Origin of the sequence: Salinarimonas rosea DSM 21201, from assembly GCF_000429045.1 — a bacterium.
Lineage (GTDB): Bacteria > Pseudomonadota > Alphaproteobacteria > Rhizobiales > Beijerinckiaceae > Salinarimonas > Salinarimonas rosea.
In genome coordinates this window covers 270,205-297,171 of record NZ_KE386841.1, presented here as the reverse complement: position 1 = coordinate 297,171, position 26,967 = coordinate 270,205, and the positions used below count along the sequence as shown (strand labels likewise).

The window sequence follows — 26,967 nt, the reverse complement described above, 5'->3', positions numbered from 1 at the left end:
ACGAGGAAACGCCGCGTGCCGCCGTCCCACATGGTCGCAGCCGCCTCCGGGCTCGACCTCCCCCCCCTGTTCACACCGGTGCGCCTGCGCGAATCCGGCGACGCCTTCGCCCATGCCCGCGCGATCGCGGCGGACGCCGGCGCCGGCACCTTCGTCCATGTCGGGCGCTACGACCTGGTCGAGTTCGCCGTGGTGCTCGAGCCCGAGGAGCCCCTCGTCTCCGCGCGGCGCGCGTTCTTCGCCGGCATGGCCGCGCTCGCCGACGCCATCGCGGCGCATTGCCCGCCCGAGAAGGCGGTGGAGTTCGTCTGGCCCGACACGATCCTCTACGACGACGCGCTGATCGGCGGCGGCCGGCTCGGCTGGCCGGAGGCGTGCGCCGAGGAGGAGGAGCCCGCCTGGCTCGTCTTCGGCGCCCAGCTCATCGCCGCGCGGCTGATGGTCGACGAGGCGGGGCTCGCCCCCGACTCGACCTCGCTCGAGGAGGAGGGCTTCGCCGATCCGCACGCCCTGATGGGCAGCTTCGCGCGCCACCTCATGCTGCACGTCGACGCCTGGACGAACCGCGGCTTCCGCAAGGTGGCGGACCCGTATCTCGCGCGGCTGAGGAAGGAGAAGGCCGGCGAGCGGCGCGGCATCGACGGAAACGGCGATCTCCTCGTCCATCGCCACGGCGTCACGGGCGCCGAGCGTCGCGCGCTGCTCCCCGGCCTCGCCGCCTGCGCGTGGTACGATCCGAGCCGCAAGGGACCTCGACTGATGGGGCCGCGCCTGTGAAGCTCCCGCGCACGATCCGGCTCGACCCGTCCGACACCTTCGTCTTCGCCACCCCGGCCGAGCCCGGGCGCTGGGCGGTGACCGGCTCGTTCCTCTTCCTCGACGCCGACCCCGAGACGATGACGGGCAAGGAGCGCGCGGCCTTCCGCGCCGGCTTCGCCGACGTGGAGGCACTCGGCTTCTCGACGCTCGTCGTGGTCACGCCCGCGACGCCCGAGGAGCGCGACGCCGCGGTCGAGGCGCTCGCCCGGGAGATCGGGGTGCGCTTCCGCGCGCCCAGCCTCGAGCACGCCCGCGCCGCCGCGGCGGAGGAGGTCGCCTACGCCGCGTCGCTCTGCGAGGAGCACGCGGAAGGCACGCTGATCGCGCTGCATCGCACGATCCGCGACGGCCGGCTCGTCGAGCAGTTCCGCACCCTGCGCCACCGCGACGCCGGCGCGCCCGGCGCCGACCGCCTGCACAGCCACGCCAAGGCCTTCATCGTCGTCGAGAGCGAGGACGACGAGGCGCCGGAGGAACGGGTGGATCTCGTGGACATGATGAAGGGCCGCGCGCCATGAGGGAGTTCTGGGTCTCGAGCGGCCACCATCTCACCCGGCGCACGCCGGAGGGTGCGCTCGCGGTGACGGACGAGCTGCTGCTCGCCTACCTCGCCCGCCCCGAGATCCTGCCGCCGGAGGAGGCCTGCGACGCCGAGCGCGCGCTCCACGCGGCCCTCATGCGCGATCCGCGCCGGCCGATCGCGCCCGGCGAGATCGCGGCGCTCGCCGACCCGGACGCGCGGGAGAACTGGGAGTTCCTCGCGGGCTTCCGCGACCGGCTCGTCGCGGCGGGCACAGTGGAGGCCGCCTATGCCGGCATCGTGCGCGAGGGCGCGGCGGTGCCGCCGCTCTTCCTCTCGCAGATGGTGCATCTCGTCCTGCGCAATGCGCTGGACGGCTGCGGGGACCCCTACACCCTGCGCGCGGCCGAGCTGTTCTTCCGCCCGCAGAAGGTCTCGACCTACGAGGGCGCGACGCTGCTCGCGGACCTCGAGCTGATCGAGGAGTTCGAGGGCAAGGGCCCGGTCTCGCCGCTCGTCGGGATGCTCGGCAAGTCGGCCGCCGACGAGCTCGACGTCATCGACGACGGCAATTCCTGGACCTACTGGAGCCGCTCGGACGCGCACACGATGGCGCTGCCGCTCGGCTCCGCGCCGAAGGCCCGCGAGGGGCTCGCCCGGGCGATCGAGGCGTTCGTGTCTCACATGCACGGCGTGTCCTGCACGGTGACGCCGCTCGAGCGCATCGAGGACCCCTCCTGGCGCTGGTTCGTCGGCCTCGACGCGGAGGCGACCGCCATCGGCAACCGCCTCTGGCGCGGCGAGCCGATGGGGTACGACGACCACGCCCGGATCCTGTGCCTGCTGCGCCTCGATTTCGGCAAGGACGCGCCGGTGGAGCCGCGGGTCGCCGGCGCGCCGGTCTATCTCCTGCTCGCGATGAACCAGGACAAGGTCGTGCGGGCGAAGCCGCAGAACCTGGTGACCGGGCTGCCGCTGGTCGGGAGATCGTCATGACCCACACGACCCTCGGCATCGTCGCGCGGCGGCGGGAGACCGGCAATCGCTGGGCGCCCGTGTCGTGGGCGCCCGCCGCCGTGCTCCCCGCCGCGCCGGCGACCGCGCCCTGGACGCGGCTCGCCGCCGAAGGGCCGGAGGAGACCTGGTACGTCGGGCCCGCCACCCTCGACCTGCATCCCGGCGAGACGGCGCACTACCGGGACAATCTCGCCTCGGGCCGCCCGTCCGTCTGGGTGGCGCTGCGGCGCGACGGCGAGCGGCTCGGGGTCGCCGCCGTCAGCGTCGATCCGTACGAGGGCGAGGCGCTCGCGGGGGACGACGCATTGATCCTCGAGGCGCTGCCGATGCCGCCCGAGGTGGAGGCGCTCGTCGCGGCGTTCGTCGCCGAGTTCCACGTCGAGCGGGAGTTCTACAAGCGCAAGCGCAAGCCCGCCGACCCGAACGCGCTCGCGCGCCGGGCGCCGCGGGTCCTCGGCCTCGATCCGGACGAGGAGGACGGGCGATGAGCGGCGAAGGGTTCCTCTCGCGCTGGTCGCGGCGGAAGCGGGAGGAGGATCGCGGGGAGGCGCCCGAGGCGCACCCCGGACCCGAGGCTTCCGCCCTCCCCGCCCCCGCGCCGGAGCCCGCGCCCGAACCCGGGCCCGAGCCGGAGCCGACCCTGTCGGAGGAGGAGCTCGCCGCGCTGCCTCCGATCGAGACGATCGACGCGACCACGGACATCACCGGCTTCCTGCGCAAGGGCGTGCCCGCCGTCCTCAAGAACGCCGCGCTCCGGCGCGCCTGGGCGACGAACCCCGCGGTGCGCGACTATCTCGATCCGGCCCGCGAGTACGCCTACGACTGGAACACGCCCGGAGGCGTTCCGGGCGACGGGCCGCTCGGGCCGGGATTCGACGCCAAGGCGCTGGCGGACCGGCTGTTCGGCAAGCGCGAGACGGCCCTCGCCGAGGCTCCCCGGGCTCCGGAAGCGACCGCCGAGCCGGATCCCGACATGGGCGAGATGCCAACGCCATCTGTGCAGAGTGCGCAACACAATAGGGACACAGAGCCGGAAGAGACGCCGGAACCCGCCAGCGGCGACGAACCTGCCTTAACAAAAAGCACGGCCGCGCATGAGGTTTCCGAGCCGTCGAGCGGACGCACCCCGGCCGCAGCCCCGGATCCGCGCCCGCGACCGCGCCGCCACGGGGGCGCCACCCCCGTCTAAAGTCGTTCAAAAGAAGCTTGCCCGTACCCCATAGCCACGTACTATGGAACCGTTCGAAGGAGACCGTCCCGAGAAGGCGGCAGGACCGGGGAAGCGCATGCGGGACGAAGGGCTCGATCTGGCGATCCGTGCCGCCGGCGGCGTCGGCGCACTCGCGCGCACGCTCGGCATCTCCCAGCCGTCCGTCTCGAACTGGAGCCGGATCCCGGCCGAGCGCGTGCTCGCGGTCGAGACCGCCACGGGCGTCTCCCGCAGCCTGCTGCGGCCGGATCTGTACCCGCAGGGCGGCGCCGGCGAGCCCGAAGGCGGGGTCGACGAGATCGACCTCCTGCGCGCCCGCGAGTACGACCTCCTCGCGCATCTCCTCGGCAAGGCGCCGACGGCCGATACGCTGGACGCGCTTCGCGGCCTGAAGGGCGATTCGAGCCCGCTCGGCATGGCGCATCTCCAGCTCGCCGACGCGGCGGCGCGGATCGGGCCGGAGGCGGCGAGCCGCGAGTATTTCGACCTCTTCATCGGGCTCGGGCGCGGCGAGCTGCTGCCCTACGCCTCGTTCTACCTCACGGGCTTCCTGCACGAGCGGCCGCTCGCCGCGGTGCGCGCCGACCTGAAGTCGCTCGGGCTCGAGCGCGAGGGCGGGCTGAAGGACCCGGAGGACCACATCGCCATCCTCTGCGACGTGATGGCCGGCCTCGCCGGGCGTCGGTTCGACACGGAGGACAGCGCCGAGCGCGGCTTCTTCGAGCGGCACCTCGAGCCGTGGGCGCCGCGCTTCTTCGCGGATCTGGAGATCGCCCCCTCGTCGCGGCTCTACAGGGCCGTCGGCGCGGTGGGCCGGACCTTCCTCGAGATCGAGGCGGAAGCCTTCGAGATCGGGGACTGAGCGGAACGGGCGCGTGCGCGGGCGCGCCGGCAACGATCACGGGCGGTCCGCACCGCCCCAGGGAAACGGGTCCGCCCCCCGACGGATCCGATGTGGAGGACCGGGAATGCGCAAGACGCAAACGAACGAGAGCGCCCGCGAGGCGCTCGATCGGCGCGGCTTCCTGCGGGCCGTCGGCGGTGCCGGCAGCCTCGCTGCGGCGGTCGTCGTCTCCCCCCTCGCCGGGAGCGAGGCGCAGGCGAGCGAGACCGCCGACGAGAAGGTGAAGGCGCGCTACCAGGAAACGGCGCACGTCCAGGCCTTCTACCGCACCAACCGCTACTGAGGAGGCGGGTTCCATGCTCGTCAAGCGCAAGACGCACGGCACATCCGGCGAGGCCCGCCGCGCCCGCCATCCCGCCATCGTCGCGGGGCTCGTCAACCAAGCGATCGATCGCCGCACCTTCCTGCGCCGCTCCGGCCTCGCCGTCGGCGGGCTGGCCGCCGCGGGCTCCCTCTCGCTCGGCGCGGTGCGCCAGGCCGAGGCCGGCCCGATGGCCGAGGGCGTCGCCGTCGAGACCCGGAAGAACATCTGCACCCACTGCTCGGTGGGCTGCACGGTGATCGCGGAAGTCCAGAACGGCGTCTGGGTCGGCCAGGAGCCGGCCTGGGAGAGCCCGATCAACCGCGGCACGCACTGCGCCAAGGGCGCGTCGGTCCGCGAGCTGGTCCACGGCGACCGCCGCCTGAAGTACCCGATGAAGCTCGTCGGCGGACAGTGGCAGCGCACCTCGTGGGAGGAGGCGCTCACCGAGATCTCGGCGAAGCTCGGGACGATCCGCGAGCAGTCGGGCGCCGACTCCGTGTTCTGGCTCGGCTCGGCGAAGTTCTCGAACGAGGGCGCCTACCTCTATCGCAAGCTGGCCGCCTTCTGGGGCACGAACTCGGTCGACCATCAGGCGCGCATCTGCCACTCGACCACGGTGGCCGGCGTCGCCAACACCTGGGGCTACGGCGCCCAGACGAACTCCTACAACGACATCCGCAATTCCAAGACCATGATCATCATGGGCGGGAATCCCGCGGAGGCGCACCCGGTCTCGCTCCAGCACGTGCTCTCGGGCAAGGAGCTGAACCAGGCGAACATGATCGTCGTCGATCCGCGCTTCACGCGGACCGCCGCCCACGCCACCGAGTACGTCCGCATCCGTCCCGGCACCGACATCCCGGTGATCTGGGGCATGATGTGGCACATCTTCGAGAACGGCTGGGAGGACAAGGACTTCATCGCGAGCCGCGTCTACGGCATGGACGAGGTGCGCAAGGAAGTCGCGAAGTGGACCCCCGAGGAGGTGGAGCGCGTCTCCGGCGTTCCGGGCGAGCAGCTGAAGCGCGTCGCCGAGATGTTCGCGACGCAGAAGCCCTCCACCCTGATCTGGTGCATGGGCGCGACGCAGAAGACGGTCGGCACCGCCAACGTGCGCGCCTACTGCAACCTGCTGCTCGCCACCGGCAACGTCGGCTCGGAGGGCACGGGCGCCAACATCTTCCGCGGCCACTGCAACGTGCAGGGCGCGACGGATCTCGGCCTCGACGTCACCTCGCTGCCGCTCTACTACGGCCTCGCCGAGGGCGGCTGGCGGCACTGGGCGCGGGTCTGGGAGGTCGAGTACGACTGGCTGCAGGCGCGCTTCGACGAGGTGCCGGCCAAGGGCGGGCGCGAGGGCCGCGACCGCAAGGCCAACATGGAGACCCCGGGGATCACCACCACCCGCTGGTTCGACGCGGTGATGCTGGACCCCGAGCAGGTCGACCAGCGCGACAACATCAAGGCGATGATGGTGTTCGGCCACGGCGGCAACACCGTCACCCGGATGCCGGAGGTCGCGGAGGGCCTGAAGCGCCTCGACCTCCTCGTCGTCGCCGACCCGCACCCGACCACTTTCGCGGTGCTCGGCGAGCGCACGGAGAACACCTACCTCCTGCCGATCTGCACGCAGTTCGAGTGCTCGGGCTCGCGCACGGCCTCCAACCGCTCGATCCAGTGGGGCGACAAGGTGGTGGAGCCGATCTTCGAGTCGGCCAACGACTACTGGGTGATCTACCAGCTCGCCGAGAAGCTCGGCTTCGCCGACCGGATGTTCAAGAACATCGAGATGGTGGAGGGCAAGTTCGGCCCCGAGCCGCAGCCCGAGAGCGTGCTCTCCGAGATCAACCGCGGCGGCTGGTCGACCGGCTATTGCGGCCAGTCTCCGGAGCGTCTCAAGGCGCACATGGCCAACCAGGGCGCCTTCGACCTCGTCACCCTGCGCGCGCCGCGTGACGCGGCGGACGTCGGCGGCGACTATTACGGCCTGCCCTGGCCGTGCTGGGGCACGCCGGAGATCCGCCATCCCGGCACGCACATCCTCTACAACACGAACCTCCACGTGAAGGACGGCGGCGGCTCCTTCCGCGCCCGCTTCGGCGTGGAGCGCGAGGGCGTGACGCTGCTCGCCGAGGGCTCGGCGCCGATGGGCTCGGAGCTCACCGACGGGCATCCCGAGTTCACCTACGGCGTGCTCAAGCAGCTCGGCTGGGACGCCGACCTCACGCAGGCGGAGCGCACCCGCATCGAGACCCAGGGCGGCGCCAACGCCGACGCGGTCTCCTGGTCGACGGACCTCTCCGGCGGCATCCAGCGCGTCTGCCTCGAGCACGGCGCGATCCCCTTCGGCAACGGCAAGGCCCGGGCCATGGCCTGGAACCTGCCCGATCCGGTGCCGGTCCATCGCGAGCCGATCTACACGCCGCGCACCGATCTCGTGGCGCAGTACCCGACCCGCGACGACTTCCGTCAGCAGCGCGTGCCGAACATCGGCCACACGGTGCAGAAGACGGCGATCGAGAAGAGCATCGCCCGCGACTTCCCGATCATCCTCACCTCGGGCCGCCTCGTCGAGTACGAGGGCGGCGGCGAGGAGACGCGGTCGAACAAGTGGCTCGCCGAGCTCCAGCAGGACATGTTCGTCGAGATCAACCCGGCGGACGCGGCCGCGCGCGGCATCGGCGAGGGCCAGCTCGTCTGGGTCACCGGCCCGGAGAGCGGCGCGAAGACGCGGGTCAAGGCCCTCGTCACGGAGCGGGTGGGACGCGGCGTCGCGTTCATGCCCTTCCACTTCGCCGGGTGGTTCCAGGGCGTCGACCAGCGCGCGAAGTACCCGCAGGGCACCGACCCGATCGTGCTCGGCGAGTCCGTGAACACCGTGACCACCTACGGCTACGACCCCGTGACCGGCATGCAGGAGACGAAGGTCACCCTGTGCCAGATCGCGGCCGCGTGAACGAGGGATAGCGACAATGGCTCGGATGAAGTTCCTCTGCGACGCGGACCGCTGCATCGAGTGCAACGCCTGCGTCACCGCCTGCAAGAACGAGCACGAGGTGCCGTGGGGCATCAACCGCCGGCGCGTCGTCACCATCAACGACGGCACGCCCGGCGAGCGCTCGATCTCGATGGCCTGCATGCACTGCACGGACGCGCCCTGCGCGGCCGTGTGCCCGGTCGACTGCTTCTACACGACGGTGGACGCCGTGGTGCTGCACTCGAAGGACCTGTGCATCGGCTGCGGCTACTGCTTCTACGCCTGCCCGTTCGGCGCGCCGCAATATCCGCGCGTCGGCAACTTCGGCTCGCGCGGCAAGATGGACAAGTGCACCTACTGCGCGGGCGGCCCCGAGGCGGACGTGACGATGGCGGAGTACGAGAAGTACGGCGCCAACCGTCTGGCCGAGGGCAAGCTGCCGATCTGCGCCGAGATGTGCTCGACCAAGGCGCTTCTGGCCGGCGACGGCGAGATCATCGCCGAGATCTACCGCGAGCGCGTGGTCACCCGCGGCTACGGCTCGGGCGCCTGGGGCTGGCAGACGGCCTACAAGGAGACGGTCGCGATCTGAGGCGCGGCTCGACAGAGGCGGCGGGGCGAGGCTCCGCCGCCGGACCGCCTCGTGTTCAAAAGGTTCAGGGAAGGACGACCCCCATGCTCCGCGCGAGCCTCACCTCCTTCGCGAAAGGCGCCCGCACCGCGCTCGCCGCATTCGCGCTCCTCGGCCTCGCCGCCGTGCTCGTCCCGAGCGACGTGCGGGCGCAGTCGATCAATCCCACCGCTTCGGCGGTCACCGAGGAGCAGCTCCTCCAGGCGCTCCAGCCCGGCGGCGAGATCGCCGGCCGCGTCTCGATTCCCGACCAGAAGGCGACGGGCCTGATCAAGCCCGGCGGCCAGGATTGGCGCGCCTTCCACCAGGGCACGATGCTCTGGATCACCGCGATCGCGCTTCTCGGCATGCTCGCGATCGTCGTCGCCTTCTACGCCGTGCGCGGGAAGATCACGATCGACTCGGGGATGTCGGGCCTGAAGATCCTGCGCTTCAATTCCTTCGAGCGCTTCGTGCACTGGCTCACCGCCGGGTCGTTCCTGATCCTGGCGCTGACGGGCTTGAACCTCGTGCTCGGGCGCTACGTGCTGATCCCGCTGTTCGGGCCGGAGGCCTTCGCCGCGGCGACCCAGTGGGGGAAGTACGCGCACAACTACCTCGCCTGGCCGTTCATGGCCGGCCTCGTCTTCATGCTCGCCGTCTGGATCAAGGACAACATCCCCGATCGCACGGACGTCGCCTGGCTCAAGGCCGGTGGCGGGCTCCTGAAGAAGGGCGTGCACCCGGATGCGAAGAAGTTCAACGCCGGGCAGAAGGGGATCTTCTGGTCCGTCATCCTGGGCGGCGCGGCGCTCTCCGTCACCGGCGTGCTGCTGCTCTTCCCCTATCTCGCCGGCGGCTACGCCGACTGGCAGCTCGTGCAGATCATCCACGGCATCGTGGCGGCGGTGCTCGTCGCGATCATGGTCGGCCACATCTACATCGGCTCCGTCGGGATGCAGGGCGCCTTCGACGCCATGGGCTCCGGCGAGGTCGACTTCAACTGGGCGAAGGAGCACCACTCGCTCTGGGCCGAGGAGGCCCGCCGCAAGCAGGGCGGCGCCTCCGCGGGAACGCCCGGCGCGCGCCCGGCGCCGCAGCCGGCCGAGTAAGGCCGAGTGATCCGCGGCCTCGCGGGGCCGCCGGCAGAGACACGAAGAGGCCCGGCGCGCGCGATCGCGCCGGGCCTCTTCGCGTGCGGAGCCCGACGGGTCACGGCTCGAACGGCGTCCCCTTCCCCGTCCCCGGAACGCCGAGCCAGCGCGCCACGGCGGCGCCGATGTCGGCGAAGCTCTCCCGGCGGCCGAGGGCGCGCGGCGCGATTCCCGGCCCGAAGGCGAGCACGGGCACGTGCTCGCGGGTGTGGTCCGAGCCGGTCCAGGTCGGGTCGTTGCCGTGGTCGGCGGTGATCACGACGAGATCGCCGGGCGCGAGCGCCGCCTCGATCTCCGGCACGCGTGCATCGAAAGCCTCCAGGCAGGCGGCATAGCCGGGCACGTCACGGCGGTGGCCGAACTCCTGGTCGAAGTCCACGAGGTTGGCGAAGACGAGCCCGCCCTCCGGCAGCCGCGCGAGAGCGCCGAGGGCCGCGTCGAGGTTGGCCGCGTTGCCGTGGCCCTTCACCTCCTCGCCGGTGGCGCGGTGGGCGAAGATGTCGCCGATCTTGCCGACGGAGACGACGGTACGCCCTTCGCGGGCCAGGACGTCGAGAAGCGTGTCCGCCGGCGGCGGCAGCGCATAATCCTTGCGGTTGCCGGTGCGCGTCCAGCCGCTGTCGGGCGTGCCGACGAAGGGGCGGGCGATGACGCGCCCGACCTTGTACGGCGTGCACAGCTCCCGCGCGATCTCGCAGACGGCATAGAGCCGCTCGAGCCCGAAATGCTCCTCGTGCGCGGCGATCTGGAAGACCGAATCCGCCGACGTGTAGCAGATCGGCGCGCCCGTCCGGATGTGCTCGGCGGCATGCTCCTCGATGATCGCCATGCCGTTGGCGTGCCTGTCGCCGAGGATGCCGGGGAGGCCCGCCCGTTCGATCAGGGCGTCGGTCAGCGCCTTCGGAAAGGTGGGCTGCGTGCGCGGGAAGGTTCCCCAGGCGAACGGCACGGGGCAGCCCATGATCTCGTAGTGCCCCGACGGCGTGTCCTTCCCCGCCGAGGTCTCCACCGCATAGCCGAACGCGCCCGCCGGCCCCTCGGTCGGCGGCGCGAGGTGCGGGAGCGGATCGGTCCGGCCGGTCGAGGCGGCGTGCGCGACGCCGATGCCCATGCGTGCGAGGTTCGGGACGCGCAGAGGTCCCTCGCGCAGGCCCGCCCGGTCGCCCCGCCCGTCGCGGCAGGCCGCGACGATGTGGCCGAGCGTATCCGAGCCGGCATCGGAGGTGTCGTCGCCATAGGCGTGGGCATCCTCGGCGCCGCCGATGCCGACGGAATCGAGAACGATGACGAGAGCGCGGTGCATCTTGCGTGCTTCCTTCCTGGCGCGAGAGGCTAGCCCCGGCCGCGGGCGATGTCATCCCGGCCGTTCCCCTCTCCGGGCGGGAGGGGGGGCTTCTCGATCCGCCTCCCGAGCTTGGCCATTCCCTTGCAGGCCCTGGCGAAATCGCGCGCGGGACCCCGGGGCGTGAGACTTCGTTAACCGTATCGCGCTCTCATCGGAGCACAGGCTGCGGGTGCTTCGTCCCGTGCCGCTTCCGTTGACGACCATACACGCCCATGGTATCCCAAATCATCCCGGTCACGGTGCTTCGCCAGCCGCACGGATGCCGCTCACGCGGCCCCGAGCGTATGCGCGCGCCGTCGTGGACGGGGTCCGGCGGCGTATCTGCCGGCGGGTTCGGTTCGGGGAGCGTCAGGGCGGCCGATGAACCGCTTCGTGTCCAACTTCACCAATCGGCTGGATGCGAAGGGGCGCGTGTCGATCCCGGCGACGTTCCGTGCCGTGCTGGCGCGCGACGGGTTCGAGGGGCTCTACGTTCATCCGGCGCTGGACGCGCCGGCCCTGGACGCGGGGGGCAATCGTCTGCTGGAGGAGATCGACGCGTTCCTGTCGAGCCTCACACCCTATTCGGACGAGCGCGACCAGCTGTCCACGGCGCTCTTCGGAACGAGCGAGATCCTCAAGGTCGACACGGAGGGACGGGTCATCCTGACGGAGAGCGTGAAGGCCCATGCGGAGATCGCGGACAGCGTGACCTTCGTGGGCCTGGGCCACAAGTTCCAGATCTGGGAGCCCGAGCGTTTTCGCGCGCATCTGGAGGCGGCGCGCGCGAAGGTGCGGGACCTCAAGCGATCGATCGGGACGGCGACGCTCGGGACGACGTCTCTCGGGGCTTCGGCCCCGTCGGAGGACGACACTCCGGGAGCACGGGTGCGATGACGGGCCGCGGCGACGGCCCGGCCGGAGCCGCTGGCGGACCGGCCCGTCACGCACCCGTGCTCCTCGAGGAGGTCGTCACGGCCCTCGCGCCGGCCGCGGGCGGCACGATCCTGGACGGCACCTTCGGCGCGGGGGGCTACACCCGTGCGCTGCTCGATGCGGATGCGCGCACCCGCGTCGTCGCCCTCGACCGCGATCCTGAGGCGATCGCCGGCGGCGCGCCGCTCGTCGCCGCCTACGCGCCGCGCCTGTCGCTCGTGGAAGCCCGCTTCGGCGCGCTGGAGCGGATCGCCGGCGAGGTCGCGCCCGAAGGTCTCGGGGGCGTCGTCCTCGACATCGGCGTCTCCTCGATGCAGCTCGACGAGGCCGGGCGCGGCTTCTCCTTCCGCTTCGAGGGTCCCCTCGACATGCGCATGGAGAAGGCCGGCCCCAGCGCGGCGGACATCGTCAACGAGGCGGACGAGACGACGCTGGCCGACATCTTCTACCACTACGGCGAGGAGCGCCGGTCGCGGGCGATCGCCCGCGGGATCGTCGAGGCGCGCCGCAAGACCCGCTTCGAGACGACGACGCAGCTCGCCGAGCTCGTGGCGCGCTTCGTGCGCGCCGAGCCGCACGGCCCGCACCCGGCGACGCGGACGTTCCAGGGCCTGCGAATCGCCGTCAACGACGAGCTGGGCGAGCTCGTGCGCGCGCTCCACGGCGCCGAGCGCGTGCTCGTGCCGGGCGGGCGGCTCGTCGTCGTCACCTTCCATTCGCTGGAAGACCGCATCGTCAAGCAGTTCCTCGCCGCCCGCGCGGGCCGGTCGCCCGGCGGCTCGCGGCACCTGCCGGCGGGCGAGGCGCCGCAGCCGAGCTTCCGCCTCGCGACGAAGGGGCCGGTCGTCCCCGGCGAGGCCGAGCTCGCCGCGAACCCGCGCGCCCGCTCGGCGAAGCTGCGCGCCGGCGAGCGGCTCGACGCGCCCGCGCAGGCGCCGCTCTCGGCGCTCGAGACGCTCGCCACCCTCCCCGCCCCCATCCGCCCGCGAGCCCGCCGATGATCAAGATCCTGCACGTCGCGGCGATCGCGGGGCTGATCGGCTCGGCCGTCTGGGCCTATTCCATCAAGTACGAGACCATCCGCCAGACCGAGGAGCTCGCGCGGCTCGAGCGCGAGATCACCCGCGAGCGCGAGATGATCGCGGTGCTGCGCGCCGAATGGGCCTTCCTCAACCGGCCCGACCGGGTCGAGGCGCTCGCGGACGCGCACCTGCCCGAGATCGTGCCGTTCACGGTCGAGCAGCTCGCGCGCTTCGAGGACCTGCCCGAGCGTCCGCCCGCGGCGGACGAGATCGGCGCGAAGCTCCAGGCGCTCGGCCTCGCGGCGCCCACGGCGACGCCGGGCACGACGGGCTCGATCCCCGTCCGCGCCGCCGTGACGCCCACCACCCGCACGCCCGCGAGGTAGCCCGTGCCCACGCTCGAGACGACGCAGCGACAGACCCCCGGGCCCGCGGCGCCCGGCGCCGGCGAGGCGCCGGGCGACCGGCGCCCGGGCTTCCTCGGCGGGCTGTTCCGGCTGCGCGCGGACAAGAGCCGTGCGCGCATCGCGCTCGGCATGGTCTGCTTCGCGGGCCTGTTCATCGTGATCGCCGGGCGTCTCGTCCTCCTCGGCATCGAGCCGGACGCCGAGACCGGCCCGCGCCGCGCGGCCTCGAGCGAGATCGGCACCGTGCGCCCGGACATCCTCGACCGCAACGGCGAGATCCTGGCGACCGACATCACCATGGCCTCGGTTTTCGCCGAGCCGCGCAACATCATCGACCCGGACGAGGCGACGGAGCTGCTCACCGCCGTCTTCCCCGACCTCGACGCGACGAAGCTGCGCGACGAGCTCTCGACGGAACGCGGCTTCATCTGGGTCAAGCGCGAGATCACGCCGCGCCAGCAGGCGGAGGTGCACGCGCTCGGCATCCCCGGCGTGGGCTTCCTGCCGGAGAACAAGCGCGTCTACCCCAACGGTGTCGCCGCCGCGCACGTCCTCGGCTTCGCCGACATCGACAACGTCGGCATCGCCGGCATCGAGCGGTGGATCGACGCGCAGGGTCTCGCGCTCTCGGGCGACGAGATCGCGCCGGGCGAGAACCCGGAGCCCTCGCCGGTGCGGCTCTCCCTCGACCTGCGCGTCCAGCACGCCGTGCGTGCCGAGCTCGTCGCGGCGATGGAGAAGTTCTCGGCCATCGCCGCCGCGGGCCTCGTCCTCGACGTGCGCACCGGCGAGGTGATCAGCCTCGTCTCGCTCCCCGACTTCGACCCCAACGTTCCCGTCGACGCGCAGCAGCCCGACCGAATCAACCGGATCAACGTCGGCGTCTACGAGATGGGCTCGGTCATGAAGGCGGTGACCACCGCCATGGCGCTGGAATCGGGCCGGTTCACCATCAATTCGGTGCTCGATGCCCGCGGATCGCTCCGCTTCGGACGACAGACGATCAGCGACTATCGCGGCGAGAACCGCCCGCTGACCGTGCCGGAAGTCTTCATCTACTCCTCGAACGTGGGTACTGCGCGCATGGCTCTGGCGCTCGGGGCGGAGCACCAGCAGGCGTTCCTGCGCGAGCTCGGCCTGCTCGGGCGCCTGCGCACCGAGCTCGCCGAAAGCGCCGCGCCGCTGGTGCCGTCGCGGTGGGGCGAGATCAACACGGCGACGATCTCCTTCGGCCACGGCATCGCCGTGCAGCCGCTCGCCGCCACCATGGCGACCGCCGCGATGGTCAACGGCGGCTACCTGATCCCGCCGACCTTCCTCCAGCGCGCGGAGGAGGACGCGCAGGCGATCGCCGACCAGGTGATCTCCCCCGAGACCAGCGAGGCGCTGCGCTACGTCATGCGGCTCAACGCCGAGCGGGGATCGGCCCGCTCCGCGACGATCGCGGGCTTCTACGTCGGCGGGAAGACCGGGACGGCCGAGAAGGTGGTGAACGGCCGCTACGCCCACGACCAGCGGCTCAACACGTTCTTCGCGGTCGCCCCGGCGGACGATCCGCGCTATCTCTTCCTCACCATCCTCGACGAGCCGAAGGCGTTGCCGGAGACGCACGGCTTCGCCACGTCGGGCTGGAACGCCGCCCCGACCACCGGCCGGATCATCGAGCGCGTCGCGCCCATGCTGGACATCCCGCCCCGCTTCGAGCCGCCCGCAGCGCCCTTCCCGACCATGGCCCGCGCGGGCGCCTGGGGGACGACGCAATGAGCGGCGCGCGGCTCGGCGCGCTGCTGGACGAGGCCCCGCCGGACCTCGCGGATCTCCTCGTCGACGACGTGGCGGTCGACAGCCGGGCGGTGACGCCCGGCTCGCTGTTCGTGGCCGTGCCGGGCACCCGGGTCGACGGCATGCGCTTCGTGCCCGCCGCGGTCGCGGCCGGCGCCCGCGCCGTCGCCGGCGAGGCGGAGCGCCCCGCCGACCTGCCGGGCGAGGTCGCCTGGGTCCGCGTCGCCGATGCCCGCGCCGCCCTGGCGCAGGCCGCGGCGCGGATGCATCCGAAGCAGCCGGGCACGATCGTCGCCGTCACCGGCACCGCGGGCAAGAGCTCGGTCGCGGACTTCGTGCGCCAGATCGAGGCCGCCCGCGGCGCGTCCTCCGCGAGCCTCGGCACGCTCGGCATCGTCACGGCGTCCGGCGCGAGCTACGGCGGGCTGACCACGCCCGACCCGGTCGTGCTGCACAAGACGCTGGAGCGGCTCGCGGCGGACGGGATCACGCATCTCGCCATGGAGGCCTCCTCCCACGGCCTCGACCAGAAGCGGCTCGACGGCGTGCGCCTCGCGGCGGCCGCCTTCACCAATCTCGGCCGCGACCATCTCGACTACCATCCGACGATGGAGGCCTATTTCGAGGCGAAGATGCGCCTATTCCGGGCGCTGCTTCCCGCCGAGCGCCCGGCCGTGATCAACCTCGACGGCGACTGGTCGCAGCGCGCTCTCGCCGTCGCGCGCGAGACCGGACGGGAGGTGCTCACCACGGGGCGCAGGGGTGAGACCCTTCGGCTCGTCTCGGCGGCGCGTACCGGCTTCTCGCAGCGCCTCGCGATCGCGCATGCGGGCGGCACGACCGAGATCGACTTCCCGCTCATCGGCGGCTTCCAGATCGAGAACGCCCTCGTCGCCGCGGGGCTCGCCGTCGCGGCCGGCGCGGGGCCGGAGGAGGCGCTCGCGCCGCTTTCGGGCCTCGTCGGCGTGCCGGGGCGGCTCGAGCGCGTCGGCGAGGCGAACGGCGCGCTGTGCGTCGTCGACTACGCCCACAAGCCCGATGCGCTCGCCAACGTGCTCGCCACCCTGCGGCCGTTCGCCATGGGCAGGCTCGTCGTTGTCGTCGGCTGCGGCGGCGACCGCGATCCCGGCAAGCGCCCGATCATGGGCCGCGTCGCCGTCGAGGGGGCGGACGTCGCGATCGTCACCGACGACAACCCGCGCAGCGAGGATCCGGCGGCGATCCGCGCCGCGATGCTCGCCGCGGCGCCGGGCGCGCGCGAGATCGGCGACCGCGCCGAGGCGATCCGCGCGGGCGTCGCCCTGCTCGAGCCGGGCGACGTGCTGGTCGTCGCCGGCAAGGGTCATGAAACCGGCCAAATCGTGGGCGACCGGACGCTGCCGTTCTCCGACCATGCCGAGGTCCGGGCGGCGATCGAGGCGAGGATGCGATGACGACCGAGACCGCCCCACCGCTCTGGACGGGAGACGCCGCGCGGGCCGCCATGGGTGCGACCGCCCATGGAACGCTCCCCGCGCGGATCGAGGGCGTCTCCATCGACACCCGCACGCTGCGACCCGGCGATCTCTTCGTGGCGATCGTCGGCGACAGCAACGACGGGCACGACTATGTCGTCGACGCCTTCGCCAGGGGCGCCGCCGCGGCGATCGTCGCGCACGACCGGGCGGGCGCGCTCGCGCACGCGGGTCCGCTGCTCGTCGTTCCCGACACCCTGCGCGGGCTCGAGGATCTCGGCCGTGCGGCGCGAGCGCGCACGGATGCCAGGATCGTCGCCATCACCGGGTCGGTCGGCAAGACCGGCTCGAAGGAAGCGCTGCGGGTCGCCCTCTCCCGCTCGGGCCGCACGCACGCCGCCGCCGCCTCCTACAACAATCACTGGGGCGTCCCGCTCACCCTCGCCCGCATGCCGGCGGACGCCGAGTTCGGGGTCTTCGAGATCGGCATGAACCATGCCGGCGAGATCGCCCCGCTCGCACGGATGGTGCGGCCGCACGTGGCCATCGTCACCACCGTCGAGGCGGTGCACATCGAGAACTTCCGCGACGTGCGCGGCATCGCCGACGCCAAGGGCGAGATCTTCCTCGGGCTCGAGCCGGGCGGCGTCGCCATCGTCAACCGCGACAACCCCCATTGCGACCGGCTGACGACGCTCGCCGCCGCCAGCAATGCGGGCCGCATCCTCACCTTCGGCGAGGACCCGCGCGCCGACGTCCGCGCGGTCACCATCGTCACGCGGCCGGATCTCTCGATCGTCGACGCCTCGGTGCTCGGCGAGCGCCTCGCCTACCGGATCGGCATGGCGGGCCGGCACATCGCGCTCAACACGCTGGCCCTCGTCGCGGCGGCGAAGGCGCTCGGCCTGGACGTCGCGCTCACGGCGCTGGCGCTCGCCGACGTCGCCCCGCCGGCCGGGCGCGGCGCGCGGCGCGAGCTCGCGCTCGTCGGCGGCACCGTCACGCTCGTCGACGAGAGCTACAACGCCAACCCCGCCTCCGTGCGCGCGGCGCTCGAGACGCTCGGGCAGATGGAGCTGCCCTGGCGGGGGCGGCGCATCGCCGTGCTCGGCGACATGCTCGAGCTCGGTCCCGACGGCCCCCGCCAGCACCGCGAGCTCGCGCCCGTCGCGCTCGCGGCGGGCGTCGATCTCGTCTTCACCGTCGGCGACCTGATGAAGGGGCTCCATGCCGCGCTGCCGCCCGAGCGCCGCGGCGGCTGGGCGGCGACCTCGGAGGGACTCGTCGCCACCGTGGTCGGCGCGCTCAGGCCCGGCGACATCGTGATGATCAAGGGATCGCGCGGCGTGCGCACGGAAAGGATCGTCACGGCGATCGAGGAGCGCTATAGCGAGGCCGCCGCGCCGCGCGCGGCCGCCGAGGCCGCGCCCGTCGGGCGCCGAGGATAACCCGCGCCCATGCTCGTCTGGCTCTCCGAATTCTCCGACACGTTCGGCCTGCTCAACGTCCTGCGCTACATCACCTTCCGTACGGGGATGGCGACGGCGACGGGATTCCTGTTCGTCTTCTGGTTCGGCCCCTCGATCATCGCCGCCTTGCGCGTGCGCCAGGGCAAGGGCCAGCCGATCCGCGAGGACGGCCCGCAATCGCACCTGCTGACGAAGCGCGGCACGCCCACCATGGGCGGGCTGATGATCCTCGCCGGCCTCATCGTCTCGACCCTGCTCTGGGCCGACCTCGAGAACGCCTACGTCTGGATCGTGCTGATGGTCACCGTCGGCTTCGGCGCGATCGGCTTCTACGACGACTACCTCAAGGTGACGAAGCAGTCCCACAAGGGCTTCTCGGGCCGTTCGCGGCTGGCGATCGAGGGGCTGATCGCCGGCGTGGCCGTCGTGGCGATCGCCTACACCGCCACGCCGGCGCTGGCGAACCACCTCGCCCTGCCCTTCCTCAAGGACGTGCTGATCAACTTCGGCTGGTTCTTCGTGGCCTTCGGCGCGCTCGTCATCGTCGGCGCCGGCAACGCCGTGAACCTGACCGACGGGCTCGACGGTCTCGCCATCGTGCCGGTGATGATCGCCACCGCGAGCTTCGGCTTCATCGCCTACCTCGTCGGCAACGCCATCTTCGCGAACTACCTGCAGATCCACTTCGTGCCCGGCACGGGCGAGCTCGCCGTGATCTGCGGGGCTCTGATCGGGGCGGGGCTCGGCTTCCTGTGGTTCAACGCCCCCCCGGCGCAGGTCTTCATGGGCGACACCGGCTCGCTCGCGCTGGGCGGCATGCTCGGCACGATCGCGGTGGCGACCAAGCACGAGATCGTGCTCGCCATCGTCGGCGGGCTGTTCGTGCTGGAAGCCGCGTCCGTGATCATCCAGGTGGTCTCGTTCAAGCTCACCGGCCGGCGCGTCTTCAAGATGGCGCCGATCCACCACCACTTCGAGCAGCTCGGCTGGACGGAGCCGCAGGTGGTGATCCGCTTCTGGATCATCGCGGTCGTGCTCGCCATGGTCGGGCTCGCCACGCTCAAGCTGCGTTGAGAGGACGTCCGCGATGACCCCCGCCACGACCTTCGCCGGGCGGTCGGTCGCCCTCTTCGGGCTCGGCGGCTCCGGGCTCGCGACGGCGCAGGCGCTCGTCGCCGGCGGCGCCACGGTCGCGGCCTGGGACGACGCCGAGCCGAGGCGCGCGGAAGCGACGGCGGCCGGCATCGCCGTCGTCGACCTCGACGCGGCGGACTGGGCCGGCTACGCCGCGCTCGTGCTCTCCCCGGGCGTCCCCCTCACCCACCCCGCGCCCCACTGGACGGTGGAGCGCGCGAAGGCGGCGGGCATCGAGATCATCGGCGACATCGAACTGTTCTGCCGCGAGCGGCGGAGGATCGCGCCGGATGCGCCCTTCGTCGCCATCACCGGCACGAACGGCAAGTCGACGACGACGGCGCTCCTCGCCCATGTCCTGCGCGAGGCCGGCTTCGACGTCGCCATGGGCGGCAACATCGGCACGCCGATCCTCGCCCTGCCGCCGCCCTCCGAGGCGCGCGTCCACGTCGTCGAGGTGTCGAGCTTCCAGGTCGACCTCGCGCCGTCGCTCGACCCGACGATCGGCTGCCTGATCAACATCACGCCCGACCATCTCGACCGCCACGGGACGCTCGACGCCTACGCCGCCATCAAGGAGCGCCTCGTCGCGGGTGCCCGCACGGCGCTCGTCGGCGTCGACGACGACCTGACCAACGCCATCGGCCGGCGCCTGTCGGAGCGCGAGGGGTCGGACGTCTATCCCGTCTCGGCCGCGGGCGAGCGGCCCTGGGGCTTCTTCGCGCTTGGGAGCGAGATCCGCGCCCGCAACGCGGGGGAGCCGCTGGAGGCCGCGCTGGTGCTCGCCGATCTCGCGGGCGTCGAATCGCTGCGCGGGCGCCACAACGCCCAGAACGCCGCCTTCGCCTGCGCCGCCGCCTGGCTCTGCGGCGCGCCGCCCGAGGCGATCGGCGCCGCGGTGCGGACGTTCCCGGGCCTCGCCCACCGCATGGAGCAGGCGGGCACCCGCGGGCGCGTGCGCTTCGTCAACGATTCGAAGGCGACGAACGCCGAGTCGACCGAGGTGGCCCTCGCCGCCTACGACCGCGTGTTCTGGATCGCCGGCGGCAAGCCCAAGGCCGGCGGGATCGCCGCGCTCGCGCCGCATTGGGGCCGGATCGCCAAGGCCTACCTGATCGGCGCGGCGACCGAGGAGTTCGCGGCCACCCTCGACGGGCATGTCGCCTACGAGCGCTGCGGCACGCTCGACGTCGCCGTGGCGCGCGCCGCTGCGGACGCGGCGGAGACGGGGGCGGACGAGGTCGTCCTGTTCTCCCCGGCCTGCGCGTCGTTCGACCAGTTCCGGAATTTCGAGGAGCGCGGCGCGCGCTTCAAGGCGCTGGTGGCGGGGCTCGCCTGAGCCCCGTCGGCCCCTTACCCCCGGCGAACCAGCACCCGCGCCCCGACCGGCACGCGCTCGTAGAGGTCGACGATGTCCTCGTTGAGCATGCGCACGCAGCCCGAGGAGACCGCCTCGCCGATGGACCACGGCTCGTTGGTGCCGTGGATGCGGAAGAGCGTGTCGCGATCGCCCTGGTAGAGGTAGAGCGCGCGGGCGCCGAGCGGGTTCTCGAGCCCGCCTTCCATGTAGGTCGGCAGGTCCGGGTTGATGCGCAGCATGTTGTCGGTGGGGCCCCAGCCCGGCCAGACGCCCTTGCGGCCGACGCGCGCCGCACCGCGCCAGGAGAAGCCGTTGCGGCCGACCCCGATGCCGTAGCGCATCGCCTTGCCGTCGGCCTCCACGAGGTAGAGGAAGCGGCCGTCGATATCGACGACGATCGTGCCCGGCGCCTCGCGGCCCGTGTAGGACACGCGCTGGCGCATCAGCTCGGGCCGCATCAGCGCGCGATTGACGAGCGGGATGTCGTACGGCTCGTCCGCCTTGTAGCCCGTGTACCAGGCGGTCGTCCCGTCGAGCGCGACCGCCTGCGCCAGGACCGCGGGGGAGATCCACTCTCCACGGGTAGGGCCGTCCGCCGTCGTGGCGGTGTTGCACGCCGCGAGGGCGCCGATCGTGAGGACCAGGAGGAGACGCGCGAGCATGGAGGACGACCCGGAGAAGCGATGATAAGCGCCCGCGCGAGTCGCGAGCATCCGCATGGTTAACGAACGCTCTTAAGGAACGCTTACCCCGCCGCAAGCGCCGCCGTGGCAGCGGACGGTTTTCCTGTCCCGCTGTGGCCTTATTGCCTCATGTAGAGGATGCGCGCGCGGATCGTCCCCTCGAGCGCCCTGAGCGCGCCGAGGATCTCCCGGCTGTCGGCGGGCACCCCGTCCGCCTCCACGACGACGTAGCCGATCTCGCCGTCCGTCTGGAGATACTGCCCGGCGATGTTGATGCCGCGGTCGGCGAACACGCCGATGAGGCGCGAGAGGATGCCCGGCACATTCTGGTGGACGTGGATCCAGCGCGTGCCGTGGGCGCGCCCGGGCAGCTGCGCCTGCGGGAAGTTGACCGCGCCGACCGTCGCACCGACGTCGGAATACTCGACGAGCTTGCGCGCCACCTCGACGCCGATGCGCTCCTGCGCCTCCTCGGTCGACCCGCCCACGTGGGGCGTGAGGATGACGTTCTCGATGCCCTGGAGCGGGCTCTCGAAGGGCTCGTTGTTCGAGCCGGGCTCCTTGGGGAAGACGTCGACCGCCGCGCCGCGCAGGTGCCCGTCCCTCAGGGCGGCGGCGAGCGCCTCGAGGTCGACGACCGTGCCGCGGGAGTTGTTGATGAGGTAGGCGCCGGGCTTCATCGCGCGGATCTCGCGCTCGCCGATCATGCCCGCGGTCTCCGGCGTCTCCGGCACGTGCAGCGTCACCACGTCCGATTTCGCGAGCAGCTCCTGGAGGCTGTCGACCGGCTCCGTGTTGCCGTGGCGCAGCTTGTCGGTGCGGTCGTAGTACATCACCCGCATGCCGAAGCCCTCGGCGAGCGTCGAGAGCTGCGAGCCGATGTTGCCGTAGCCGACGATGCCGAGGCACTTGCCGCGCACCTCGTGGCTGTCGGTGGCCGACTTGTCCCACCCGCCCTGGTGTGCGGCGTTCGAGCGCGGCACCACCCGGCGCATCAGCATCACGACCTCGGCGAGGGTCAGCTCCGCCACCGAGCGGGTGTTCGAGAACGGCGCGTTGAACACCGGCACGCCCCTCAGGCGCGCCGCGTCGAGATCGACCTGGTTCGTGCCCACCGAGAAGCAGCCCACCGCGATCAGCCGGTCGGCGGCCTCGAAGACCTCCTGCGTCAGCCGGGTGCGCGAGCGGATGCCCAGGATGTGCACGCCCTTGACCGCCTCCTTCAGCGCCTCCCCGTCGAGCGCCGTCTTCAGGCGCGTGATCGAGACGTAGCCCGCGGCCTCGAGCAGCGCGACCGCGCTGTCGTTGACGTTCTCGAGCAGCAGGATCCGGATCTTGTCCTTGGACAGGGAGAGGGGAGCGGTCATCGACAATCTCTGATCGGGTTCGGCACCGGCGCGGCACAGCTCCCATGTCGCAGCCGCGGGCGCTGGAATCAAGCCGCGCCGACGCATGGCCGGGTCGACCTCCGCACCGCCACCCGTGACCCGCCGGGATCCGCGTCCTCAGGCCACGCCCACGCGGCGGTAGTATCGCTGCGACCGGCGCACACCCCGCGCCGGGCTCGCGATCTGCCGCGCGAGCTCGCGCGCGTCGCCCGTCGGGCGCGCGACGAGGAAGCCCTGGGCGTCGGCGCATCCGGTCCCGCGCAGCAACGCGAGCTGCTCGGGCGTCTCGACGCCCTCGGCCACGACGCCGATGCCGAGGCTCAGCCCCAGGCCGACGATCGTGCGCACGATGGCCGCGTTCTCCGCGTCCGTGGCGAAGTCGCGCACGAACGACCTGTCGATCTTCAGCCGCGTCACCGGGAAGCGCTTCAGATGCGCCAGCGAGGCGTAGCCCGTCCCGAAATCGTCGAGGGCGAGGCCGACGCCCATGGCGGCGAGCCGGTGCAGCGTCGTCTCGATCCGGTCGGCGCCGCGATCCAGCAATACGTGCTCCGCGATCTCGAGCTCCAGACGATCCGCCGCGAAGGCGCGACGGCGCAGGATCTCGTCGACGCGCTCGGGAAACGCGGGGTCGAGCAGCTGGGTGGCTCCGACGTTGACGGAGAGCCGGCCGGGGTCACGGCCGGGGCGCATCAGCGAGACGTGCAGGTCGATCGCGCGTTCCAGGATGCTCGCGCCGACCTGGTTCGCGAGGCCCGCCTCCTCGGCGACACCGACGAACTCGGACGGCGCGATCGGGTCGCCGTCGAGCGTCCAGCGTGCGAGCGCCTCGAAGCCGACGTGCGTCATGTCCGAGATCCGGACCTGCTGATGCAGGACGACGGCGATCTCGTTCGCCTCGACGGCCCCCCGCAGCCGTGTGGCGATCATCCGCCGCCGCTCCGCCCGCTCGCGCAGCGTCGGGTCGAAGAAGCTCCAGCCGTTGCGGCCGTTCTGCTTGGTCTCGTAGAGCGCGATGTCCGCGCTCTTGAACAGGTCCTCCGCCGTGTCGGCGTCGGCCGGATAGATGGCGGCGCCCATGGACACGCCGGGCACGATCGCCTTGCCCGCGATCGTCACCGGCTCGGTGAGCCGCTGATGAACCTTCTGGAGCAGCCGCACGAGATCGTCGGCATGCTCGATGCCGGTCACGAGCACCGCGAACTCGTCACCGCCGAGGCGCGCTACGGTATCGCTGTTGCGGAAGGCCGCGGCGAGACGATCCGCCGTGGTCTTCAGCAGGACATCCCCCGCGTCGTGCCCGTAGGTGTCGTTGATCGCCTTGAAATGATCGACGTCGAGCAGGACGAGCGCGCCGCGCGCGTCGGCGGCCCGGCGCCGGCCGAGGGCCGCCTCGGCACGCGACCAGATCACCTCCCGGTTCGCGAGCCCGGTCAGCGCGTCGGTCTCGGCGACCCTCCGCACCCGCATCTCGGCGCGCTTCTGGTCGGTGATGTCGGTGCGCACACCGACGAGCACGCCGCTCTCCGAGCGCCGCTCCGTGATCTGGAGCCAGCGCCCGTCGTCGAGGTGCTGGACGACGCGCTCGTTCCGGTCCTTGCGGCGCGCCGCGAGGCGGGCGTCGAGCCAGGCCGCACGCGTCTCCGACGTCGTGCCGGCATCCACGTACTGCCCCCGCTCGAGGCCGTAGCGCACCATCTCCTCGAAGCTCGCGCCGAGCCTGATGGCCGGCGCGGACGTGGCGTAGAAGACCTTGTAGGCGGCGTTGAACAGGATGAGGCGGTCGTCGGCGTCGTAGGCGGCGACCGCGTCGGGAATCGTCTCGATGATGTCGCGCAGCAGCGTCTCGGTGTGCACGAGCTGCTCGTGCTTGCGGGAGAGCAGCTCCTCGCTGCGGCGGCGCGCCACGGACTCGGCCTCGGCGGCCGCGCGCTCGCGATGAGCCTCGAGCTGCGCGATCACGGCGGCCGCGAGGTCGGCGAGCTTCTCGGCCTCGCCCGGCCCGAACGGGCGCGGCGCGTGGTCGACGATGCACAGGGTGCCGACGCCGACGCCCGGCGCGAGGACGAGGGGCGCACCCGCGTAGAAGCGGATGTGCGGGGGACCGACGACCAGGGGGTTGTCGCGGAAGCGCGCATCCTCGCACGCATCCTCGACCACGAGGACGTCGTCGGACAGGATCGCGTGCGCGCAGAACGAGACCTCGCGGGAGGTTCCTTCCAGATCGATCCCGCACCGCGCCTTGAACCATTGCCGGTCCGCCTCGACGAGCGAAACGAGGGCGATCGGCACGTCGAACAGCGCCCGCGCCGCGCGGCAGATGCCGTCGAAGCCTCGGGCCGGCGGGGTGCCGAGGATGTTGAGGCTGTTCAGGACGTCGAGGCGTTCGGTCTCGTTGGCTGGAACGGGATGCATCGATCGACCTCCGCAGCGCTGCGAAGGCTACCGCTCCAGCGATTAATGAACGATTCTATTCCTGACCCGAGCGCCGCGGAATCCGCTCAGGTCCGCCCCGCCACGATCTCGCGCTCGCGGAAGACGAGCGGGCGCGCCGCCGGACGGCCGGTCTTGCGGCGGGTGAGGAAGCGCGGGCGGCGGCCGGAGAGGAGGCCGTGGCGCCGGCGCTGGCGCACGTCGCCGAGGGCCAGCGGCCCGATCTGCGGATAGGGCGCGACGAGGCTGCCGTCGGGATTCTGGATCATCAGGGGCAGGCCGCTCTCCTGGCCGAGGCGGCGCCACACGGCGACGATCTCCTCCTCGTCGAAGCGGCCGAGCACGGTCGCGATCTCGCCCGTGCGGGCGATGGCCGCGATCTCGAAGGCCGGGCCACCGGCGGGCTCGTCGTCGCCCCGCTCGGCGATGCGCATCGCCAGCCCGGCGAGGCGACCCGGGGGCACGCACAGGCCCAGCGTGTCGCAGGCGCTCTCGTCCGTATCGAGGAGGCCGGAGCCGCCCGCGGGGACGGCTCCGGCCGCGTATGATCTGTCCGCCATCATGCTCGACGCCCTGTCAGCGTTGGGTGGCCGGCGGCTTGTTCTTGGATGATCGCCGCTCGATCCATGCGCCGATCATGCGGATGCTTCGCGTCCGGGGGCTTAAGCTTTTCGGTTAAAAGACGCTCAATCCCGGCGATGCTGAACGAATGCTTGCGACGTTTGTGGAAAAGCGCGACGTTCGCGCCGCGGCGCCCGGCGCGGAGCTTGCGCCCGCCCCCTGCCGACCCTACCTTCGTCGCTGAGCGGACGTGCCGTCGCGGCCGCCGCGGACGAGACCCCGATGCCCCTTTCCCGCCAGACACGCGCCGATCTCGCCTCCTCGCTGGAGGAGGCCGCCCGTGAGGCGGGCGACATCGCCCGCGGCTATTTCCGCGAGGGGGAGAAGACCACCGCGCGGGTCTGGAACAAGGCCGGCGGCTCGCCGGTCACCGAGGCGGACGTCTCCGTCGACGCCTTCCTGAAGGTGCGGCTCTCGCAGCTCCTGCCGGAGGCCGGCTGGCTCTCCGAGGAGACCCGCGACGATCCGGCGCGGTTGGACAGCCGCCTCGTCTGGATCGTCGACCCGATCGACGGCACCCGCGCCTTCCTCAACGGCATAGCCGACTGGTCGGTGGCGATCGCACTCCTCGTCGACGGCGTGCCGACGCTCGGCGTGGTGCACGCCCCGGCGCGGGAGGGCTTCTACGAGGCGCAGGCCGGCGCCGGGGCGCGGCTCAACGGCACGCCGATCGCGACCGGCGGCCGGGAGACGCTGGCCGGCGCGAACGTGGCGGGCCCCAAGCCCATGGTGGACGCGCTGGCGCGCCGCAGCGGTCCCTTCGGCGCCGTCACCAAGGTCCCGTCCCTGGCCCTGCGGATCGCCCGCGTCGCCTCCGGCGAGCACGATCTCGCCCTCGTGACCGCCAATGCGCGCGACTGGGATCTCGCGGCCGCCGATCTCGTTCTCGCCGAGGCGGGCGGCACGCTGTCGGACCCCGCGGGCGCCGCGCCGGTCTACAATCGGCCGGAGCCGGTGCACGGGGTGCTCGTCGCGGCCTCGCGCGCCTTGCATCCGCGCCTCGTTGAGGCCATGACGAGCGACGATACCGATACGCGGCGGCCGGCCGCCGCGGGCTGAGCCCGCGATCGCGGCACGCCCCGTGCTTCCCGGCGACCGCGAAACCCGGGTCCCGAGCGCAACGAGAGCAGCATGACCGAGATCGACACCCGCGCACCCACGCCCGCCCCAGCCGCGGCACAGACCGCCGCCGGCAAGGACGCGCAGCTCCTCCACCTCGTCTTCGGCGGCGAGCTGGACGACCCCGAGCAGGTCCGTTTCCGCGACCTCGACGCGCTCGACATCGTCGGCATCTACCCCGATTATGCGACGGCCTTCGCCGCCTGGAAGGCGAAGGCGCAGGCGACCGTCGACAACGCGCACATGCGCTACTTCATCGTCCATCTGCATCGCCTGCTCGAGCCGCCGGTCGGCTGAATCACGGGCGGGCCGAGAAAAGT

Annotated in this window: 25 protein-coding genes; 20 read left to right on the top strand and 5 right to left on the bottom strand. The window is 72.2% G+C overall.

The annotated features are described in order from the left end of the window. Positions 1-15 precede the first annotated feature (15 nt). From G407_RS0122720 to G407_RS29510, 10 genes are all read left to right on the top strand, one after another. Positions 16-777, top strand: coding sequence for a biotin/lipoate--protein ligase family protein (locus G407_RS0122720; RefSeq protein WP_245259154.1), 762 nt, complete (start codon positions 16-18; stop codon positions 775-777). Beyond that, the gene (locus G407_RS0122715) at positions 774-1,337 is read left to right on the top strand and encodes a DUF6505 family protein (RefSeq protein WP_029032651.1); all 564 of its coding nucleotides are present in this window, start codon (positions 774-776) and stop codon (positions 1,335-1,337) included. Before G407_RS0122720 ends, G407_RS0122715 begins: the two co-directional genes overlap by 4 nt. Then, complete coding sequence (locus G407_RS0122710; RefSeq protein WP_029032650.1) at positions 1,334-2,335, top strand: DUF6352 family protein; 1,002 nt, start codon at positions 1,334-1,336, stop codon at positions 2,333-2,335. Before G407_RS0122715 ends, G407_RS0122710 begins: the two co-directional genes overlap by 4 nt. Continuing rightward, on the top strand, positions 2,332-2,844 hold the full coding sequence (locus G407_RS29515; protein ID WP_052341768.1) for a DUF3305 domain-containing protein: 513 nt from the start codon (positions 2,332-2,334) through the stop codon (positions 2,842-2,844). The genes G407_RS0122710 and G407_RS29515 overlap by 4 nt, the downstream gene beginning before the upstream one ends. Beyond that, positions 2,841-3,545, top strand: a complete 705-nt coding sequence (locus G407_RS0122700) for a DUF3306 domain-containing protein (protein WP_029032649.1) — start codon at positions 2,841-2,843, stop codon at positions 3,543-3,545. Before G407_RS29515 ends, G407_RS0122700 begins: the two co-directional genes overlap by 4 nt. Positions 3,546-3,642: 97 nt before the next feature. Further along, the gene (locus G407_RS0122695) at positions 3,643-4,428 is read left to right on the top strand and encodes a Cro/CI family transcriptional regulator (protein WP_029032648.1); all 786 of its coding nucleotides are present in this window, start codon (positions 3,643-3,645) and stop codon (positions 4,426-4,428) included. Between the two features lie 106 nt (positions 4,429-4,534). Continuing rightward, positions 4,535-4,753 carry a twin-arginine translocation signal domain-containing protein gene (locus tag G407_RS0122690; protein ID WP_029032647.1) on the top strand — a complete coding sequence of 73 codons (219 nt, stop codon included), beginning with the start codon at positions 4,535-4,537 and terminating at the stop codon, positions 4,751-4,753. A gap of 13 nt (positions 4,754-4,766) precedes the next feature. Then, the gene (locus G407_RS0122685; protein WP_029032646.1) at positions 4,767-7,730 is read left to right on the top strand and encodes a formate dehydrogenase subunit alpha; all 2,964 of its coding nucleotides are present in this window, start codon (positions 4,767-4,769) and stop codon (positions 7,728-7,730) included. A 16-nt stretch (positions 7,731-7,746) separates the two neighbouring features. Beyond that, entirely contained in the window at positions 7,747-8,343 is a 597-nt protein-coding gene (fdh3B, locus tag G407_RS0122680; RefSeq protein ID WP_029032645.1) for a formate dehydrogenase FDH3 subunit beta, read from the top strand. Positions 8,344-8,426: 83 nt separating this feature from the next. Next, positions 8,427-9,473 (top strand): formate dehydrogenase subunit gamma, encoded by a 1,047-nt coding sequence (locus G407_RS29510; protein ID WP_084327742.1) that lies wholly within the window; start codon positions 8,427-8,429, stop codon positions 9,471-9,473. A gap of 100 nt (positions 9,474-9,573) precedes the next feature. Here G407_RS29510 and G407_RS0122670 read toward each other — a convergent pair whose 3' ends face one another. After that, positions 9,574-10,818 carry a phosphopentomutase gene (locus G407_RS0122670; protein WP_029032644.1) on the bottom strand — a complete coding sequence of 415 codons (1,245 nt, stop codon included), beginning with the start codon at positions 10,816-10,818 and terminating at the stop codon, positions 9,574-9,576. 402 nt (positions 10,819-11,220) lie between these two features. On the opposite strand from G407_RS0122670, the gene mraZ reads away from it, so the two are divergent. Genes mraZ through murD form a run of 8 tightly spaced genes read left to right on the top strand, consistent with a single transcriptional unit; the run spans position 11,221 to position 20,382 of the window. Further along, positions 11,221-11,736 carry a division/cell wall cluster transcriptional repressor MraZ gene (gene mraZ, locus G407_RS0122665; protein ID WP_029032643.1) on the top strand — a complete coding sequence of 172 codons (516 nt, stop codon included), beginning with the start codon at positions 11,221-11,223 and terminating at the stop codon, positions 11,734-11,736. Continuing rightward, positions 11,733-12,776 (top strand): 16S rRNA (cytosine(1402)-N(4))-methyltransferase RsmH, encoded by a 1,044-nt coding sequence (gene rsmH / locus G407_RS0122660; protein ID WP_029032642.1) that lies wholly within the window; start codon positions 11,733-11,735, stop codon positions 12,774-12,776. The genes mraZ and rsmH overlap by 4 nt, the downstream gene beginning before the upstream one ends. Next, positions 12,773-13,183, top strand: a complete 411-nt coding sequence (ftsL, locus tag G407_RS0122655; RefSeq protein WP_029032641.1) for a cell division protein FtsL — start codon at positions 12,773-12,775, stop codon at positions 13,181-13,183. The genes rsmH and ftsL overlap by 4 nt, the downstream gene beginning before the upstream one ends. 3 nt (positions 13,184-13,186) lie before the next feature. Next, on the top strand, positions 13,187-14,968 hold the full coding sequence (locus tag G407_RS29505; protein ID WP_043540360.1) for a peptidoglycan D,D-transpeptidase FtsI family protein: 1,782 nt from the start codon (positions 13,187-13,189) through the stop codon (positions 14,966-14,968). Further along, positions 14,965-16,419 (top strand): UDP-N-acetylmuramoyl-L-alanyl-D-glutamate--2,6-diaminopimelate ligase, encoded by a 1,455-nt coding sequence (locus G407_RS0122645; RefSeq protein ID WP_029032640.1) that lies wholly within the window; start codon positions 14,965-14,967, stop codon positions 16,417-16,419. The genes G407_RS29505 and G407_RS0122645 overlap by 4 nt, the downstream gene beginning before the upstream one ends. Next, on the top strand, positions 16,416-17,888 hold the full coding sequence (locus G407_RS0122640) for a UDP-N-acetylmuramoylalanyl-D-glutamyl-2,6-diaminopimelate--D-alanyl-D-alanine ligase (protein WP_029032639.1): 1,473 nt from the start codon (positions 16,416-16,418) through the stop codon (positions 17,886-17,888). The genes G407_RS0122645 and G407_RS0122640 overlap by 4 nt, the downstream gene beginning before the upstream one ends. Positions 17,889-17,897: 9 nt before the next feature. Then, the gene (mraY, locus tag G407_RS0122635) at positions 17,898-18,983 is read left to right on the top strand and encodes a phospho-N-acetylmuramoyl-pentapeptide-transferase (RefSeq protein WP_029032638.1); all 1,086 of its coding nucleotides are present in this window, start codon (positions 17,898-17,900) and stop codon (positions 18,981-18,983) included. A gap of 13 nt (positions 18,984-18,996) precedes the next feature. Further along, positions 18,997-20,382: a UDP-N-acetylmuramoyl-L-alanine--D-glutamate ligase gene (gene murD / locus G407_RS0122630; RefSeq protein ID WP_029032637.1), complete on the top strand. Its 1,386-nt coding sequence runs from the start codon at positions 18,997-18,999 to the stop codon at positions 20,380-20,382. 14 nt (positions 20,383-20,396) lie between these two features. Here murD and G407_RS0122625 read toward each other — a convergent pair whose 3' ends face one another. The 4 genes from G407_RS0122625 to G407_RS30795 form a co-directional block, all read right to left on the bottom strand. Continuing rightward, the gene (locus G407_RS0122625) at positions 20,397-21,065 is read right to left on the bottom strand and encodes a L,D-transpeptidase (protein ID WP_029032636.1); all 669 of its coding nucleotides are present in this window, start codon (positions 21,063-21,065) and stop codon (positions 20,397-20,399) included. 140 nt (positions 21,066-21,205) lie between these two features. Beyond that, positions 21,206-22,453 carry a phosphoglycerate dehydrogenase gene (serA, locus tag G407_RS0122620; protein WP_029032635.1) on the bottom strand — a complete coding sequence of 416 codons (1,248 nt, stop codon included), beginning with the start codon at positions 22,451-22,453 and terminating at the stop codon, positions 21,206-21,208. 138 nt (positions 22,454-22,591) lie between these two features. Then, positions 22,592-24,889: a putative bifunctional diguanylate cyclase/phosphodiesterase gene (locus G407_RS29500; protein WP_052341767.1), complete on the bottom strand. Its 2,298-nt coding sequence runs from the start codon at positions 24,887-24,889 to the stop codon at positions 22,592-22,594. Positions 24,890-24,975: 86 nt separating this feature from the next. After that, a complete protein-coding gene (locus G407_RS30795; RefSeq protein WP_052341766.1) occupies positions 24,976-25,467 on the bottom strand; it encodes a DUF6101 family protein in 492 nt (163 codons plus the stop codon). A 283-nt stretch (positions 25,468-25,750) separates the two neighbouring features. Here G407_RS30795 and G407_RS29490 point away from each other — a divergent pair, with 283 nt between their 5' ends. Both G407_RS29490 and G407_RS29485 read left to right on the top strand, forming a co-directional pair. Further along, the gene (locus G407_RS29490) at positions 25,751-26,587 is read left to right on the top strand and encodes a 3'(2'),5'-bisphosphate nucleotidase CysQ (protein ID WP_052341765.1); all 837 of its coding nucleotides are present in this window, start codon (positions 25,751-25,753) and stop codon (positions 26,585-26,587) included. Positions 26,588-26,659: 72 nt separating this feature from the next. After that, positions 26,660-26,944: a DUF4170 domain-containing protein gene (locus G407_RS29485; RefSeq protein WP_052341764.1), complete on the top strand. Its 285-nt coding sequence runs from the start codon at positions 26,660-26,662 to the stop codon at positions 26,942-26,944. Positions 26,945-26,967 lie beyond the last annotated feature (23 nt).